At 68.9% G+C, this 15,871-nt stretch carries 15 protein-coding genes; 8 read left to right on the forward strand and 7 right to left on the reverse strand.

Annotated elements, in window-relative coordinates; all coding sequences use genetic code 11:
* The first annotated feature begins 76 nt into the window (after nt 1–76).
* The 4 genes from CAL11_RS05585 to CAL11_RS05600 are packed head-to-tail and all read left to right on the forward strand — an operon-like array spanning nt 77 to nt 5,038.
* On the forward strand, nt 77–1,066 hold the full coding sequence (locus CAL11_RS05585; protein ID WP_086092372.1) for a tripartite tricarboxylate transporter substrate binding protein: 990 nt from the start codon (nt 77–79) through the stop codon (nt 1,064–1,066).
* 30 nt (nt 1,067–1,096) lie between these two features.
* Entirely contained in the window at nt 1,097–2,476 is a 1,380-nt protein-coding gene (locus CAL11_RS05590; protein WP_086092373.1) for an MmgE/PrpD family protein, read from the forward strand.
* Between the two features lie 47 nt (nt 2,477–2,523).
* Entirely contained in the window at nt 2,524–4,017 is a 1,494-nt protein-coding gene (locus CAL11_RS05595; RefSeq protein ID WP_086092374.1) for an argininosuccinate lyase, read from the forward strand.
* 37 nt (nt 4,018–4,054) lie between these two features.
* Nucleotides 4,055–5,038, forward strand: coding sequence for a tripartite tricarboxylate transporter substrate binding protein (locus CAL11_RS05600; protein WP_086092375.1), 984 nt, complete (start codon nt 4,055–4,057; stop codon nt 5,036–5,038).
* 17 nt (nt 5,039–5,055) lie between these two features.
* Here CAL11_RS05600 and CAL11_RS05605 read toward each other — a convergent pair whose 3' ends face one another.
* Genes CAL11_RS05605 through CAL11_RS05625 form a run of 5 tightly spaced genes read right to left on the reverse strand, consistent with a single transcriptional unit; the run spans nt 5,056 to nt 10,023 of the window.
* Complete coding sequence (locus CAL11_RS05605) at nt 5,056–5,793, reverse strand: IclR family transcriptional regulator (protein WP_033462679.1); 738 nt, start codon at nt 5,791–5,793, stop codon at nt 5,056–5,058.
* Nucleotides 5,794–5,847: 54 nt separating this feature from the next.
* A complete protein-coding gene (locus tag CAL11_RS05610; RefSeq protein WP_086092376.1) occupies nt 5,848–7,011 on the reverse strand; it encodes a CaiB/BaiF CoA transferase family protein in 1,164 nt (387 codons plus the stop codon).
* The gene (locus CAL11_RS05615) at nt 7,008–8,282 is read right to left on the reverse strand and encodes an acetyl-CoA hydrolase/transferase family protein (protein WP_086092377.1); all 1,275 of its coding nucleotides are present in this window, start codon (nt 8,280–8,282) and stop codon (nt 7,008–7,010) included. Before CAL11_RS05615 ends, CAL11_RS05610 begins: the two co-directional genes overlap by 4 nt.
* Complete coding sequence (locus CAL11_RS05620; RefSeq protein WP_086092378.1) at nt 8,279–8,752, reverse strand: MaoC family dehydratase; 474 nt, start codon at nt 8,750–8,752, stop codon at nt 8,279–8,281. Before CAL11_RS05620 ends, CAL11_RS05615 begins: the two co-directional genes overlap by 4 nt.
* A gap of 11 nt (nt 8,753–8,763) precedes the next feature.
* Nucleotides 8,764–10,023, reverse strand: coding sequence for a CaiB/BaiF CoA transferase family protein (locus CAL11_RS05625; RefSeq protein ID WP_086092379.1), 1,260 nt, complete (start codon nt 10,021–10,023; stop codon nt 8,764–8,766).
* A gap of 127 nt (nt 10,024–10,150) precedes the next feature.
* Between CAL11_RS05625 and CAL11_RS05630 the strand changes: the two genes are divergently transcribed.
* The 4 genes from CAL11_RS05630 to CAL11_RS05645 are packed head-to-tail and all read left to right on the forward strand — an operon-like array spanning nt 10,151 to nt 13,909.
* On the forward strand, nt 10,151–11,317 hold the full coding sequence (locus tag CAL11_RS05630; protein ID WP_033462674.1) for an acyl-CoA dehydrogenase family protein: 1,167 nt from the start codon (nt 10,151–10,153) through the stop codon (nt 11,315–11,317).
* A 24-nt stretch (nt 11,318–11,341) separates the two neighbouring features.
* A complete protein-coding gene (locus CAL11_RS05635; RefSeq protein WP_086092380.1) occupies nt 11,342–12,301 on the forward strand; it encodes a Bug family tripartite tricarboxylate transporter substrate binding protein in 960 nt (319 codons plus the stop codon).
* 17 nt (nt 12,302–12,318) lie between these two features.
* On the forward strand, nt 12,319–12,990 hold the full coding sequence (locus CAL11_RS05640; RefSeq protein ID WP_230590269.1) for a nitroreductase: 672 nt from the start codon (nt 12,319–12,321) through the stop codon (nt 12,988–12,990).
* Nucleotides 12,991–13,036: 46 nt separating this feature from the next.
* On the forward strand, nt 13,037–13,909 hold the full coding sequence (locus tag CAL11_RS05645; protein ID WP_086092381.1) for an HpcH/HpaI aldolase/citrate lyase family protein: 873 nt from the start codon (nt 13,037–13,039) through the stop codon (nt 13,907–13,909).
* A gap of 71 nt (nt 13,910–13,980) precedes the next feature.
* Here the strand turns inward: CAL11_RS05645 and CAL11_RS05650 are convergent, their stop codons facing one another.
* Both CAL11_RS05650 and CAL11_RS05655 read right to left on the reverse strand, forming a co-directional pair.
* Nucleotides 13,981–14,805 (reverse strand): SDR family oxidoreductase, encoded by an 825-nt coding sequence (locus CAL11_RS05650; RefSeq protein WP_086092382.1) that lies wholly within the window; start codon nt 14,803–14,805, stop codon nt 13,981–13,983.
* Nucleotides 14,806–14,880: 75 nt separating this feature from the next.
* Nucleotides 14,881–15,804, reverse strand: coding sequence for a LysR substrate-binding domain-containing protein (locus tag CAL11_RS05655; protein ID WP_080699740.1), 924 nt, complete (start codon nt 15,802–15,804; stop codon nt 14,881–14,883).
* Nucleotides 15,805–15,871: the final 67 nt, after the last annotated feature.

The raw sequence follows: 15,871 nt of genomic DNA on the forward strand, positions 1-15,871 counted from the left end.
TCACTGGTTTTGGCGGACCGTCGACCGCGCATGGCGCGCGGCCGGCGCACAACTTGATCGGACCGAGGACACAGACATGACACGTTGGCAGCAATGGATCACCGCCGCGCTGGGGTGCGGCGCAGCCTGCCTGGGCATGGCGACGAGCGCCCAGGCAGCTCCCGCCGGCTACCCGAAAGGGCCGGTCACGCTGGTCGTGCCGACCGGCCCGGGCGGCGGCACCGACCTGGCGGCGCGCGCTTTTTCCGAGCGGCTCTCCGCCATTCTGGGCCAGCCCGTGGTGGTGGACAATCGCGCCGGCGCGGGCGGCATCATCGGCACGCAGGACGTGGCCAAGTCCAAACCGGACGGACACACGCTGCTCATCTCCAGCAACCAGTTCGGCATCCTGCCGGCCGTGCAGGACAACCTGCCTTTCGACCCGTCCAAGGATTTCATTCCCGTCACGTCCATCGGCCTGATTCCGACCCTGGTGCTGGTGAATCCGTCGTTGCCGGTGCGGTCGGTCGCCGAACTGATCGATTACGCGCGCAAGCAGCCCGGCGGCGTGCAGTACGCGTCGGCCGGCATCGGCTCGCCCAATCATCTGTTCGCGGCGATGTTCGGTTCGATGGCCGACGTGCCGATGATGCATGTGCCGTTCCGGGGCACATCGCCGGCGCTGGTGGCCGTCGCCGGGGGGCAGACCGCCGTGGCTTTCGCATCCCAGCCGGCTTCGCAGAGTTTCGTCGCTGCCGGCAAGCTGCGGGCCATCGCGGTCACGTCGGCCCGGCGCCTGCCGTCCTTGCCGGACCTGCCGCCGGTGTCCGATACCGTGCCCGGCTACGACGCCGACATCTGGCTGGGAGTCTGGGCCGTGGCCGGCACGCCGGACGCGGTGGTGGATGCCGTTCATGCCGCGTTCGAGGAGACCTTGAAGGATCCGCGCGTGATCGACAGCCTGGGCAAGATGGGCATCGTGGTGGCGACCCGCTCCCGCCAGGACTTCACCGCCATGGTCGAGCGCGAGATCGCCAAGTGGGCCCGCGTCGTGGCCGAGGCCGGCGACGGCTTCCAGAAGCAATAGCCGCCAACCATCCCATCGCTGGAGTGCCGCATGCCGCTCGCATCGCCACCGCCCGCCGCGGGCGTCACCCGGTCGCTGGCCGGCGCCATCGTGGCCACCGCATCGTCCAGGCTGGGCGCCGATACGCTCCAGACGGCGCAGGCCTGTCTGCTCGACAGCCTGGCGGTGACGCTGGCCGGCGCGCAGGAGCCGCTGGTGGCCGTGCTTGACCGCACGCTGGCCGGCTTCGGCGGGGCGGGGCAGGCCACGCTGATCGGCCGGGGCAGGCGCGCGCCATTGCCGGACGCGGCGCTCGTCAATGGCGCCTCGGGCCATGCGCTCGATTTCGACGATATGCATATCGAGTCGGCCATGCATCCGAGCGTGCCGGTGGTTGCGGCCGCCCTGGCCGTGGCCGAGCACGAGGGCGCGGACGGACCGGCGCTGCTGCGGGCCCTGGCGCTGGGCATCGAGGCGCAGTTGCGCATCGGCGAGGCGGTGCGGCCGCACCATTACCAGCGGGGCTGGCATGCCACCGGCACGCTGGGCCATTTCGGCGCGGCGGTCGCGGCGGGCTGCCTGCTGGGGCTGGATGCGCAACAGACGACGATGGCGCTGGGTATCGCCGGTACGCAGGCCAGCGGCCTGAAAGAGACCTTCGGCACGATGTCCAAGCCGCTGCATGCCGGCCAGGCGGCGCGCAACGGCGTGATGGCCGCGCTGCTGGCGCGCCAGGGGTACACGAGCGCCGAGGATATCCTGGGCGGACATTATGGATTCGGCCGCGTGTGCGGCGATGGCGCGGATTGGGACGGGCTGCTCGACGGCTGGGGCGAGCGCTGGTCCATGCACGGCATTCTCTACAAGCCGCATGCCTCGTCATTCTGCACGCAGGCGTTGATCGAATGCGCCCTGGCGCTGCGCGCGACGCCGGGCTTTGCCTGGACGGCGGTTGCGCAGGTGCATGGCGAAGTCAGCGCGATGTCCATGGCCAATGCGCGCATCGCCGAGCCGCGCGACGGCATGCAGGCCAAGTTCAGCCTGCCCCACGCGATCGCCCAGGGCCTCGTGCATGGCCAGGCCACGGTTGCCGACTTCTCCGATGCCCGCGCGCGCGAGCCGGCCCTGCGGGCCTTGCGCGCGCGCACGACGATCGCGCAAGGCGCCGGGCTGGCCTGGCCCGAAGCCATCGTCACGGTGACGCTGGCCGACGGCAGCCGGTTGCGCCGGCACGCGGACCTGCGCGCCAGTACCGCTACCTCGCAGGACAAATGGCGCGTCGCGCTCGGGAAATTCATGCGCGTGGCCGGCGCCGTGCCCGGCTTCGCGTCGTGCGAAGCGGTGCGCGACGCCGTGCTGCGCCTGCCCGAGGAGCCTGGCACGGTGTCGGCCCTGATGGCGCTGTTGCGGCCGCCGGCCGCCAACGCCTGAGACGGTCTGCTTTCCCAACCCCATCGCTATTTCATCAGGAGACCCGCATGACGACTTTGGGAGTCGGGGCGATTTTGTCGGCGGAACCCGCCGAGATCGTCCGCCGCTTGACCTTCGCCACCAAGGAGGCCGCCGGAGCCGGCCACGAGGATCTGTTCCATGCCATGTCGCGCGTCAATCTGGCGCACGCCGTGATGCTGCGCGACCGCGGCCTGATACCGCCGGACGCCGCGCGGGCGCTGGTGGCCTTGATGGCCGAACTGTTCGAGCGCGGACCTTCCAGCGTCCCGCTGGAGGCCGGCGCCGGCGACCTGTATCCGCAGATCGAGGCGCACGCGGCCACGCTGCTGGGCGCCGACGTGGCCGGTTACCTGCAGCTCGGGCGATCGCGCGGCGACGTCATTCCGTCGGCGATGCGCCTGAAGCTGCGTATCAAGCTGATGCGCCTGCTGGCGTCGGTGCTGGCCGTGCGCGCAGCGATACTCGACCGGGCCGTCGAGCATGCCGATACCATCATGCCAGCCTACACGCACTGGCAGCAGTCGCAGATCATGACGGTGGGGCACTTCCTGGGCCGGTTCAGCGCCTGGCTGGAGCGGGATACGCAACGCCTGTTCGAGTGCGTGTCGCGCCACAATCTTTCGGTGCTGGGCAGCGCCAACGGCGTGGGCACCAGCGTGCGGGTCGATCGCTCGATGACCGCCGCATGGCTGGGGCATGACGAACCCACGCTGTCCACGGGTGACGGCACCAATGCCTGGGACTACATGATCGAACCCGTATCGGTGGCGGCGCTGATGTGCTCCCACCTGGCGCGCCTGACGGGCAACTTCATTCTCTGGCATACCCAGGAGTTCGGCATGGTGCGCTTGAGCGACGCGTTCTGCACCGCCAGCACCTATTTGCCCCACAAGCGCAACCCCGAGCCGCTCGAGACCGTCAAGGTGTTCGCCGAGCAGGTGCAGGGCGCGCTGGCCACGGTCTATCTGATGGCGCGCAACGAGGACTGGCCGCACAGCCTGATCAACCATGGTTTCGACGCAATCAACGGCGCGCTGACGCTCAGCGGCGACGCGGCGGACCTGACCAGCGCCATCATGCGCGACGTCGATTTCGACGCGGCGCGCATGCGCGAGCTGCTGGACCTGAGCTATGCCACGGCCTCGGAAGTGGCCAATACGCTGGTGGCGGCCGGCGGTCTGCCGTTTCGCGAGGCGCACGAGATCGTCGGCACGGCGGTGCGCGCCTGCATGGCGGACGGACGGGCCGCGCTGACGCCGGCGCGCGTGCGCGCGGCGGCGCGTGGCATGGGCATCGACCTGCCGCCGATCGACGATGCGCAGCTGGCTGCCTGCATCGAGCCGGGCAATTTCGTGCAGGCCATCCATTCCAGCGGGGGCACTGCGCCCGACGAGGTGCGCCGCGTGCTCGCCGTGTGGCGGGACCGGCTGCACGCGGACCAACAGGCCTGGCGGCAGTGGCAGGCCCGCTACGACGAGGCGGACCGCGCCTTGCTGGCGAGCGCGCGCGGCGGCGCTTGAACCGCCGCCGTCCGGCGGCTTACTTCAGGAGGTTTGCATGGCTGACCTGTTTTCAGTGCTGCGTATCGCATACACCCTTGCGCTGGGCGCGATGCTGGCCGCGCCCGCCGCTGTCGCGGCGCCATTTCCCGATCGTCCGGTGCGCCTGGTCGTGCCCTATCCGCCTGGCGGCGGCGCCGATATCTTCGCCCGCACCCTGTCCGAGCCCCTGGCGGCGCAACTGGGCCAGCCGGTCATCGTCGAGAACCGGCCCGGGGCCAACGGCATCATCGGCACCGACGCCGTGGCCCGCGCCGCGCCCGACGGCTACACCATCCTGCTCGGCAACAGCGGGCCCAACGCCATCAACCAGGCCATCTATCCCGACCTTCCCTATGACGCGGTCGACAGTTTCGAGGAAGTCAGCCTGATCGGCTACACCACCCACGTGCTGGTGGTGAATCCGGGCGTCGAGGCCCGCTCGGTGACCGAACTGATCGAGCTGGCGCGCCGTGCGCCCGGACGGCTGAACTTCGCCTCGACCGGGCAGGGCGGCACGCCCCATCTGGCGGGCGAACTGTTCAAGCTGATGACGGGCACGGACATGGTGCACGTGCCCTACAAGGGCGCGTCGCCTTCCAACGCGGACGTGATCGCCGGGCAGGTGCAGCTGACGTTCAACACGCTGCCGCCGTTGATGACGTCGATCAAGGCCGGCAAGGTGCGCGCGCTGGCGGTCACCGGCAAGCAGCGTTCGCAGCTGTTGCCCGAGGTGCCCACCATCGACGAGGCAGGCGTGGCCGGCTACGACGTGCAGACCTGGTATGGCATCCATGCGCCGGCGGGCACGCCGGCGGCGGTTGTCGACCGGCTCAACCAGGCCTTGGTGGCCGTCCTGTCGAACGCCAAGGTGCGCGAGGCGCTGGTGGGGCAGGGCTATGAAGTCGCCACCAGCACCCCCGATGCGTTCTCCCGGATGGTGCGCGACGACGTGGCGAAATGGCGGAAGGTGGTGAAGGAGGCCAGGGTCAAGGTCGATTGAGCCGGCCCGCCCGGCCGCTATGGCGTGCCGGGCGCATAGCGGGCCAGCTCTTCCCGCATGATTGCGATGATTTCGTCCTTGACCGCGCGCACGCGCGCGAACGGCCCTCCCACCAGGACGGCCAGGTGCCGGCTCATGTTGGTCAGCGGCATGGCGATCCCGCTCAGGTCTTCGGAGAACTCCCCGACACCTTCGAAGTAGCCGCGCTGCAGCGACAGCGCGATTTCCCGCTCCACCGCGTCCACGCTCATCAGGGTGTTGGACGTGTAGCGCTCGAACACGGCGCGGCGCAGGATGGCCGCGCGCTCGGGTTCGGGCAGTTGCGACAGCAGCGCCCGCCCGGTGGCCGTGGCGTGCAGCGGGACGATCTTGCCGACCGGCGCGGTATAGCGGACCGCCTGCTCGGACTCGACCGTGGCGATGAACAGTACGTGCATGCCGCTGATGGCGGCGAGCACGGTGGTTTCATTGGTGCGGCGGCGCAGTGCCAGCACCAGCTCCTGCAGCTCGGGCGGCACGGGCGCGGCCCGGTCGATCTTCTGGATCAGCGGCACCCAGGTGGGCGACGGGTAGAAGCCTTCGCGCGCGCGCGGCTCGTACAGGTAGCCCCGGTTGACCAGCGTACCGAGGAGGTTGAAGGTGCTGGAGCGCGGCCAGCCGAAATGGCGGGAAATCTCGGCCAGCGAGGCGGGGCGCCCGCGCTCGGCGAAGAATTCCAGCAACTCCAGTACGTTTACGACTTGGCGGACATCCACGGGTTTCTCGATTCAAAGGGCAGGGTGCCTGCCGCGGCACGCCGCATGCATTCCTCAGTGGTGGGCGCGGGTGCCGGTCACACCCGCCTCGAGCAGGCGATTTTCGGTGATTCCCCATGCGGCGGTCAAACTGTCGCCGCCCTGGCCGGGTTCCGGCGGCAGGCCGGGCGCGTCGGCCGGCGTGCGCGAGAATCGCGGCGCCGGGCCGGGCTGGGCGATGCCGCCGGCCTGTACGTACACCTGCCGCGCGGCGTTGTGCGGATGCGCCGCGGCCGACGCGGGCGGCAGTACCGGCGTGACGCAGGCGTCGCAGTCCTGCAGCAGGGCGCACCAGGCGTCCCGCGTGCGCTGGGCGAACAGCGCGGCCAGCGCTTCGCGCAAGGCCGGCCAGCGCGAACGGTCGGCGTCGAGCAGCGCGGCCTGGTCGAACCCGGTGCGCTGGGCGAACACGGCGCGGAACTTCGGTTCCACGGCGGCAAAGGCCAGGTACTGGCCATCCTGGCAGCGGTAGACGTCGTAGAAGGGGGCGCCGCTGTCGAGCAGGTTTTCGCCGCGCGCGCCGTTGACCAGGCCAGCGGCCAGCATGCCGAACCAGGGCGCCATGAGCAGGGCGGCGCCTTCCACCATGGCGGCGTCCACGACCTGGCCCTGGCCCGACCGGGCGCGCTCCACGATGGCGGCCAGGATGCCCAGCGCCAGCAGCATGGAGCCGCCCGCGTAGTCGCCGACCAGGTTCAGGGGCGGGGTGGGCGGCTGGCCTGCGCGTCCGATGGCGTGCAGCACGCCGCTGAGCGCGATGTAGTTCAGGTCGTGCCCGGCGCGTGCGGCCAGCGGACCGTCCTGCCCGTATCCGGTGACGCGCCCGTATATCAGCCCGGCGTTGCCCGCCATGCAGGCTTGCGGGCCCAGGCCGAGCCTTTCCATGGTGCCAGGCCGGAAGCCTTCGATCAGGACATCGGCCCGCGCGGCCAGTTCCAGCGCGAGGTCCCGCTGCGCAACCTGTTTGAGGTCGAGCACCAGCGAGGCCTTGCCGCGATGGGCCAGTTCGTGCCGGCGCTGGCGCGCGATGCCGATCTCCTGTGGTCCGGCGCGCTCGATGAGCAGGACTTCCGCGCCCAGGTCGGCCAGCAGCATGCCGCACAGCGGCCCTGGCCCGATGCCGCCGAACTCGATGACGCGCAGGCCGCGCAAGGGGCCGTGGCGTTGCGTTGGACTCATGCGAGCACTCCTTGTGCATGCCAGGCCGCGGCCAGTTCGTCGCGAAACCGCGGCGCGGCGATGGCGATCAGGCGCCGGGCGCGTTGCGCCAGCGACGCGCCGCGCAGTTCGGCGACGCCGTATTCGGTGACGACCACGTCGATATCCGAGCGGCCCAGCGTGGCCGGGCCGCTCAGCGTGGGGACGATGCGGCTCAGCGTGCCCTGGGCGGCGGTGGCCGGCAGGACGGTGATCGCGCGTCCTTCGCTCGATTGCCGGGCCGCGCGGGTGAAATCCAGCAGGCCGCCGATGCCGCCGTGCGGCCGGCCGCGCAACGTTTCGCAATTGGCCTGGCCGCCGAGGTCGATCTGCAGCGCGCCGTTGATGGCGTGCAGCCGGGCCTGGCGGCCCAGGATCGCGGCGTCATGGGTGTCGTCGCTGTGCCGGACTTCGATGCCGGTATTGCGGTCGGCGTAGCGGTAGCCGTCCGCGCTGGCGCATAGCGTATTGGCGACTGCGATGCCCGCGTCGCGGGTCTTGCGGCTGTTGTCGATGACGCCGCAGCGGATCAGGTCGAGGCCGGCGTCGCCGAGCAGGCCGGAATGCAGGCCCAGGTGGCGATGGCCGCGCAAGGCGTCGAGCGTGGCGTCGGGCAGCGAGCCCACGCCGGTCTGCAGGGTGGCGCCGTCGGGCACGAGTTGCGCGACATGCCGTCCGATGGCCGTCGCGGTGTCGTCGGCCGCGGACCGCGGCAGCTCCAGCGGCGGGCAGTCGGCGCGCACCCGGATGTCGATGCGCAGGTCGCGCGGCCACGGCGTGCCGTAGGTCCAGGGAGCCCAGGGATTCAGTTCCACCACCACCAGGCGCGCCTGGCGCGCGGCTTGCAGCGCATAGTCGCACGACAGGCCGAAGCTGAGCGTTCCGTCGGCGGCCTCGGCGGCCTGCAGCAGGACCACGTCGGCGCGCAGAGGGCCGTTGGCAAACAGACCCGGCACGCTGTGGTAGCGTTCGGCCAGCACGTCGAGCATGCCGCGCTCGGACAGGCGCGCCGCGCGCCCGATCGCGCCATAGGACAGAAAGCTGGCCGAGGCCGGCGCATGATCGAAGGTGGCGGAGAAAAGCGTACCGACGAAGATACGCACCGGCTGGTGGTGCTCGGCGCAATGCGCCACCAGCTTGCGCGTCAGCGTCAGCGGCTCGGCGCAGGTCTGGCCGCAGACCACCAGGTCGTCGTCGCGCAGCAGGCCGGCGAACGTGAAGGCGTCGGCCTCGACGATGGCGCGGGCGCTCATGCCGTGGTGGCCTGGGCGTCTTGCGGCGTGCGCTTCATGAAGGCGAAGCGGCGGCAGGTGCAGACAGTCTCCCCGCGCTGGTTGATGCCGGCGTGTTCGAGTTCGACGATGCCGGCCGTGGGGCGGCTTTGCGAGACGCGCTTGGAAACGACGGTGGTTTCGACGCGGAGGGTATCGCCCGCGAAGACGGGGCGAGGAAAGTTGACATCCTTCATGCCCAGGTTGCCCAGCGTCGTGCCCAGGGTGGTTTCGTGTACCGACAGGCCGATCACCAGCGCCAGCGTGAAGGTGCTGTTGACCAGCGGCCGGCCGAATTCGGTCTGCGCCGCGAATTCGAAATCCAGGTGCAGCGGTTGCGGGTTCATGCTGAGGACGGTCGCCAGCAGGTTGTCCGCTTCGGTGACGGTGCGGGTGGTGGCGTGCTTGAAGACATGCCCGACTTCGAACTGTTCAAAATAGAGTCCTGCCATGGTCGATCCTTTCATTCGGTGGCGGATGGGGCCGCCTGGGTGGGAGAGTGGGCGGCGGCCTGTACCGTCGCTCCGCTGTGCAGCAACTGCTGGATTTCTTCTTCCGGAAAGCCCGCCTCGCGCAGGATTTCCAGGCTGTGCTCGCCGATGCGCGGGGGCAGCCGCCGCACCGAAACGTCTGCATTGCTCCAGCGCGCGGCCGGGCGCATCTGGCGGATCCGGCCTTCCGTGGGATGGTCCACGTCCTGGAAGAACGCCACCTCGCGCAGGTGCGCGTCGTGCAGCACGTCTTCGATCGCGTTCACTTTCTGGGCGGGGATGTCGTGCGCCAGGCACAGCGCGACCCACTCGGCGGTCGAGCGCGTGGCCAGGATCTGCGCCAGCAGCGCATAGGCCACGTCGTAGTTGCGCGCCCGCGCGGCGTGGGTGTTGATGCGCGGGTCCGCGTCGAACTCGGCGCAGCGTCCGATGGCCTGGAAGAACGCGCGGAACTGCTTGTCGCTGTAGGGGGTCACGGCCATATGCCCATCGGCCGTGCGGAACGGGCGGCGATAGGCGTTGAGCAGCCGGCTGTAGCCCGGGCCGTCGATGGCCGGCAGGAACGCCTCGCCGTTGAGGTGATCGCCCAGGATCATCTGGGCCATGGTCTCGAACATCGGGACTTCGATGTACTGGCCCTGGCCGGTGCGTTGCTTCATGTAGAGGGCCGCGATGGCCGCATGGGCCGCCGCCAGGCCGGTCATGCGGTCGCACAGATTGGCCGGGACGAAGCCGGGCTCGGCCTGGCCGGCATGGACCGGCAATCCGGCCAGGCCGCTGGCGGCCTGGATGACATCGTCGACCGCGGGGCGTTGCGCGTACGGGCCATCCTGGCCGAAGCCCACCAGCGCCATGTAAACGATGGCGGGGTTCACCTTCCGTATGTCCTCATGGGACAGCCCTGCGCGCCGCATGGCCGCCGGCCGCACGTTGTGGATGAACAGGTCCGCGCTCTCGCACAGGCGCAACAGCGCCTGGCGGCCGTCCGGCTTCTTGATGTCCAGGACCAGGCTGCGCTTGTTGCGGCCGGTGGACAGGTACATGGCGCCCATGCGGGCATTGCGCGCGGCGCCGGCATGGCGCATGACGTCGCCTTCCGGCGGTTCGATCTTGATGATGTCGGCGCCGTAGTCGCCCAGCACCTGGGTGGCGACGGGCCCCATCAGGACGGTGGCCATGTCGATGACGCGCACGCCTGCCAGGGGGGCGTCAGGCGGAATTGGTTTGTTCATGTGTATGTGATATTTGTCCAAGTAAATGGAAGTTATCATGGCTGATTCGCCGGATTAATGCGGGTATGTCCGTATTTTGTTCATGTGTAGGTTATATATATTCACTACCGTGAACAAAGGAGAGGGCATGAACTTTGAAATGAGCAAGGAGCAGGAGTCGATCCGCGACTCCATCGAGCGCATCTGCCAGCGGTTCGACGATGCGTACTGGCTGGAGCGCGATCGCGACGGCGGTTTTCCGGAGGCGTTCTTCCAGCAGCTGGCCAAGGATGGCTGGCTGGGCATCTGCATACCGGAGGAGTACGGCGGAGCGGGCCTGAAGATCGCCGACGCGGCGGTCATGATGGAGGCGATCGCCCGGTCGGGCGCGGGCATGTCGGGCGCTTCGGCGGTGCACATCAACGTGTTCGGCCTCAATCCCGTGGTGGTCTTCGGCAACGACGCGCAAAAGCAGCGCATGCTGCCGCCGATGGCGCGCGGCGAAGTGAAGAGCTGCTTCGCGGTCACCGAACCCAATACCGGCCTGAACACCACGCAGCTGAAGACCCGGGCGGTGCGCCGGGGCGAGCGCTACATCGTGGATGGCGCCAAGGTCTGGATTTCCACGGCGCAGGTGGCCCAGAAGGTGTTGCTGCTGGCCCGTACGACCCCGCTCGAGCAGGTCGACAAGCCCACCCATGGCCTGACGTTGTTCTACACGGATTTCGACCGTTCGAAGATCGAGGTGCGCGAGATCGAAAAGATGGGACGCAAGTGCGTCGATTCGAACGAGCTGTTCATCGAGGGGCTGGAAGTGCCGGTCGAAGACCGGATCGGTGAAGAGGGTCGTGGTTTCGAGTACATCCTGCACGGGATGAACCCCGAGCGCATCCTGATCGCCTCCGAGGCCATCGGCCTGGGCCGCCTGGCCTTGAGCCGGGCAACCCGATACGCCAACGAGCGTATCGTCTTCAACCGGCCGATCGGCCAGAACCAGTCGATCCAGCATCCACTGGCGCGGTGCTGGATGCAGCTGGAGGCGGCCTGGTTGATGGTCAGCCAGGCGGCGTGGCAATACGACCAGGGCATGAATGCCGGGGCGTGCGCCAACGCCGCCAAGTACCTGGCCGGCGAGGCCGGCTTCGATGCCTGCCAGCAGGCCGTGATGACCCATGGCGGGTATGGCTATGCCAAGGAGTATCACGTCGAGCGGTACTTGCGCGAGTGCATGGTGCCGCGCATCGCGCCCATCAGTCCGGAGTTGGTGCTGTGCTATATCGCCGAGCGGGTGCTCGGCCTGCCGAAGTCCTACTGAAACCGTGTGGAGGAGGGAGACAAAATGAAAAAACTATTCGCAGTATTCCTGGGCCTGGCCGTCGCCGCGGGCGCCGCCAGCGCCGTGCAAGTCTATCCCGCGCCTGGCAAGTCGATCCGCCTGATCGTGCCGTTCGCGCCCGGCAGCGGAACCGACGTGATGACCCGCATCCTGGTCGAAGACCTGCAGAAGGGCCTGGGCGCCCCGATCGTGGTGGAGAACAAGCCCGGCGCCAATGGCTACGTGGCCGCGGAATACATCAGCAAGCAGGAGCCGGACGGTTATACCTTGCTGCTGGGTACCAGTTCCGCCTATTCGGCCAACCCGTGGGTGATGAAGGAACTCGCGTACGACCCCATCAAGGGCGTGACGCCGATCGCGCGCACGACCGATTTTCCGTTCTATCTGGCGGTCAACAGCCAGTCGCCGATCAAGAGCCTGGATGATTTCGTGCGCTTCGTCAAAACGAGCGGCAAGATCACGATGGGCTATGGCAATGCGACGGGGCAGGTCGCCAACGCGCACCTGATGCAATCGGCCGGCTTCACCGCGATTTCGGTGCCGTACAAGAGCACGCCGCCGGCGCTGGTCGACATGATAGGCGGGCAGTTCGATTTCATGTTCGTGGACCTCGCTTCCTCGCGTGCCTTCGTCAACGATGGCAAGGTTCGGCCGCTGGCGATGATGTCCGACAAGCGCTCCAGCCTGATGCCGGACCTGCCCGCGCTGGGCGAGAAGTTCCCCGGCTTCGATTACCTGGCCTGGGGCGGGCTGATGGGGCCGCCGGGCATGGCGCCCGAGATCGTCGAGCGGCTCAACACCGAGGTCGTCAAGAGCCTGGGCAAGCCGGCGGTGAAGGAGCGCTTCGCCATGATGGGGCTGGAGCCGTTTCCCAGCAGCGCGGCGGAGTTCGCGACGTTCATGGTCGAGCAGAAGGCGGCCTGGGGCAAAAGTATCCGCAACGCCGGCATCCAGCCGCAATAGCCATGGAGCACAGTGGGATGGAACGGGCCGGGGTTCTGCAGGCCTTGCTGGACGAGCGGCACAGTTGCCGCGATTTCCTGCCGCAGGCCGTGCCGCGGGAGACGATCGCGCGCATGCTGCGGATGGCGCAGCGCACCGCGTCGTGGTGCAACACACAGCCCTGGCGGCTCTTTCTCGGTAGCGGCGACAGCACGCGGCGCCTGAAGGAAGCGCTGGCGCAGGTGGCCGGCCGCGCGCCGGCCGAGCCCGACATGCCGTTTCCCGCCGCCTATGAGAACGAGCATCTGGCCCGCCGGCGCGCGGCGGGCTTCCAGCTGTATGCCGCCGCCGGCATCGAGAAGGGTGACCGGCAGGCGTCGCGGGCGCTCTCGTTGAAGAACTTCGAGCTGTTCGGCGCGCCGCATTGCCTGGTGGTGGCCACGCCGGCCTATCTGGGCCCCTATGCCCTGGTGGATTGCGGCGGCTGGATCGCCAATTTCCTCCTGGCCGCGCAGGCGCACGGGGTGGCGGCGATTCCCCAGGCCGCGCTGGCGCAGCATGCCCCGGTGCTGCGCCGGCATTTCGACATCGATCCCGCGCTGACCATCATTTGCGGGATCTCGCTGGGTTTCGAGCGGCAGTCCTCGCCCTTGAACGCCTATCGCACCGACCGGGCGCCGATGGAAGAAGTCTGCGCCTGGCATGCCTAGCGCGGCACGCCATCCGTATCCCGCGCCCACCACCTGACGGAACCCCATGGCACTCAAGCTGATTCGATCCTTGCTTCTTGCGCCGGCCAACCGGCACGACCTGCTGGCCAAGTTTCCCCGCTTCGGCGCTGATTGCTGCGTCATCGACCTGGAGGATGGCACGCCGTCCGCCGACAAGGTGGCCGCGCGCGCCGCGCTGCCCAAGGCGGTGGGCGCGATCCGGGCGGGCGGCTACGGCGGGCTGTTGACGGTGCGCGTGAACGAGCCGGGCTCGCCCTTGTACCTGGATGACCTGGCGGCCGCGTTCGACGCCGGCATCGACGCTGTCGTCATTCCCAAGGTGGAAGAGCCCGGCCAGCTGTGGCCTGCCCATCACCACGTCGCCCGGCTCGCGGCCATCCATCCGGCGCGGGCGCGCCGGTTCGTCGTCTGCGGACTGGAAAGCGTGCGCGGCGTGCAGGCGGCGGCCAGGGTCAGCCGGCCGGACCTGGACGTGGGAGCCGTGTATTTCGGCGCCGAAGACTACGCCAGCAGCATCGGCGGTCGCCGCACGCCGCAGGGCCAGGAGGTGCTGGCCGCGCGCTCGATGGTGGTCATGGCGGCCAAGGCGGCGGGCCTGCAGGCGATCGACCAGGCGGTGGTCGATATCCGCAACGACGCGCACTACCTGGCCGACGCCACGCAGGGCCGCGAGCTGGGCTACGGCGGCAAGACCTGCGTCACGCCGGCGCAGGTCAGGCTGGCGCACCAGGTGTTCTCGCCTACGCCGCGGGAGCGCGATTTCGCGCGGCGGCTGGTCGCGGCCTATGAAGAGGCGCTGGGCCGGCACGTGGGCGTGATCGAATTCGAGGGGCAGATGGTCGACGGCCCGCTGCTCAAGCGCGCGCAGGCGATCCTGGCCGCGCCGGCCGATGGCTGAGCGACAGGCCCGGGATCCGGCGGTGCCGGCCCCTCGCGCAGGAGCCGGCACTCCGGTCCGTGCGCGGACGCTCAGTAGGTGCCCGGGTACGCGCCGCCATCGATCAGCATGTTCTGCCCGGTGATATAGCCGGCGTGCACGCTGCACAGGAAAGCGCAGAGCGCGCCGAACTCGTCGGGACGGCCGAAGCGGCCGGCGGGGATGCTCCGTTGCTGTTCCTCGCGCAGCGCTTCGATGCCTTTGCCGGACGCCTGCGCCGCGACGCGCATCGTGCTCTTGAGCCGGTCGGTGTCGAACCTGCCCGGCAGGATGTTGTTGATGGTCACCCCTCGGGCCGCGATCTCCGAGCGCGCCAGGCCGGCGATAAAGCCGGTCAGGCCGGAGCGGGCGCCATTGGACAATCCCAGCGTGGCGATCGGCGCCTTCACGGCGGTAGAGGTGATGTTGACGATGCGCCCGAAGCGGCGCGCCTGCATGCCGTCCACGGTGGCCTTGACCAGCGCGATCGGCGTCAGCATGTTGGCGTCGATCGCCTTGATCCAGTCATCGCGGTCCCAGTCCTGGTATTGCCCCGGCGGCGGGCCGCCGGCGTTTGTCACCACGATATCGAAGTCCAGCCCGGGCCCGCCCGGTGCCTCGAACGCGGCCTGCCTGCCTTGCTCGGTGGTGATGTCGCAGGCGACGGCGATGACCTTGCCTGCCTGGCCGCCCGCTTGCCGGGCCCAGTTTTCGGCGTCCTTGCGCAGCGCGGACGCCGCGTCCTGCAAGGCGCCGTCGTTGCGCGCGTTGATGACGACGTTGACGCCGTTTTGCAGCAGCGCGCTTGCGCAGCCATGGCCGAGCCCCTTGCTGGCGCCGCATACCAGCGCCCATCGTCCTGCAATGCCGAGATCCATGTGTGTCTTCCTTGGGTTGGATGGCCGGTTCGAGCGGGAACGGGCCTGAACTGTGAAACCGTGGGGACGCCGCCGTCAGCCCGCAGCCGGGTCGGCGCGCGCCGCCGGCACCGCGTCGACCAGCTCCCAGGCCTGGCGCAGCATCTCGTAGGCCTGGCGCGCGGGCGAATCGTCCGCATGCGGGCGTATCCACAGGTGATAGGTCATCTCGGGCAGCGGCGGCAGGCCGTCGGCCTCGCCCAGCATGCGCATGTCGGGCGCGAGCAGGTCGATGCTGCGCGGGGTGACGCCCAGCCCGGCGCGGATCGCCGCCTTGATGCCGACCAGGTCGGGCACGATACGGGTGACCGTCCAGCGTATGTGGTGCTGCTCCAGCGCCGCCAGGGCCATTTCGCGGTAGATGCTGGAGCCGTCGGCCAGGATCAGCGGCAAGGCCTTGTCGGGGCGGTGCACATAGTCCGCGGCGCATAGCCAGACCACCGGCGAGCGTTTCAGGATCAGCCCCTCGAATTCCTGGTGGAAGCGGGCCGAGATGGCCATGTCGATTTCGCCACGCTGCAGCAGCTCGAACAGCCGCGGCGCGCGGTCTATGCAGACGTCGATGTTCAGCTGCGGCAGCGCCTGGCTGGCCTGCCGCAGGATGGAGGGCAGCAGGGTCTCGACGGCGTCGTGCGGCGAGCCGATGCGCAGCGTGCCCTGCAGGCGTTCCTGGAAAACGCGGAAAACCTCGTCGTTGAGCGCCAGCACCTGGCTTGCGTACTTGAGCATCTTCTGCCCGTCCTCGGTCAGGACGCGGCTGCGCCCCTGCTTCTCGAACAGGGCGGTGCCCAGCGTCGCTTCCAGCTGATGCATCTGGTGGGTGATGGCCGGCTGTGTCTTGAACAGCTTTTCGGCGGTGGCCGAAAAGCTGCCAGTCTGCGCAATGGTCACCAGAGTGCGCAACTGCTGCATGTCCAGATGGCGCACGGAGCGTATCCCCTGTTTTGATTTATTAATCATTTTAATGGTTCAGGAAAATCTTTCATTGGTAGGTGCCGCGCCGGCTACCTAGAATCCCCTTCGTTGT

Source organism: Bordetella genomosp. 6 (assembly GCF_002119705.1).
GTDB classification, from domain to species: domain Bacteria; phylum Pseudomonadota; class Gammaproteobacteria; order Burkholderiales; family Burkholderiaceae_B; genus Bordetella; species Bordetella bronchiseptica_F.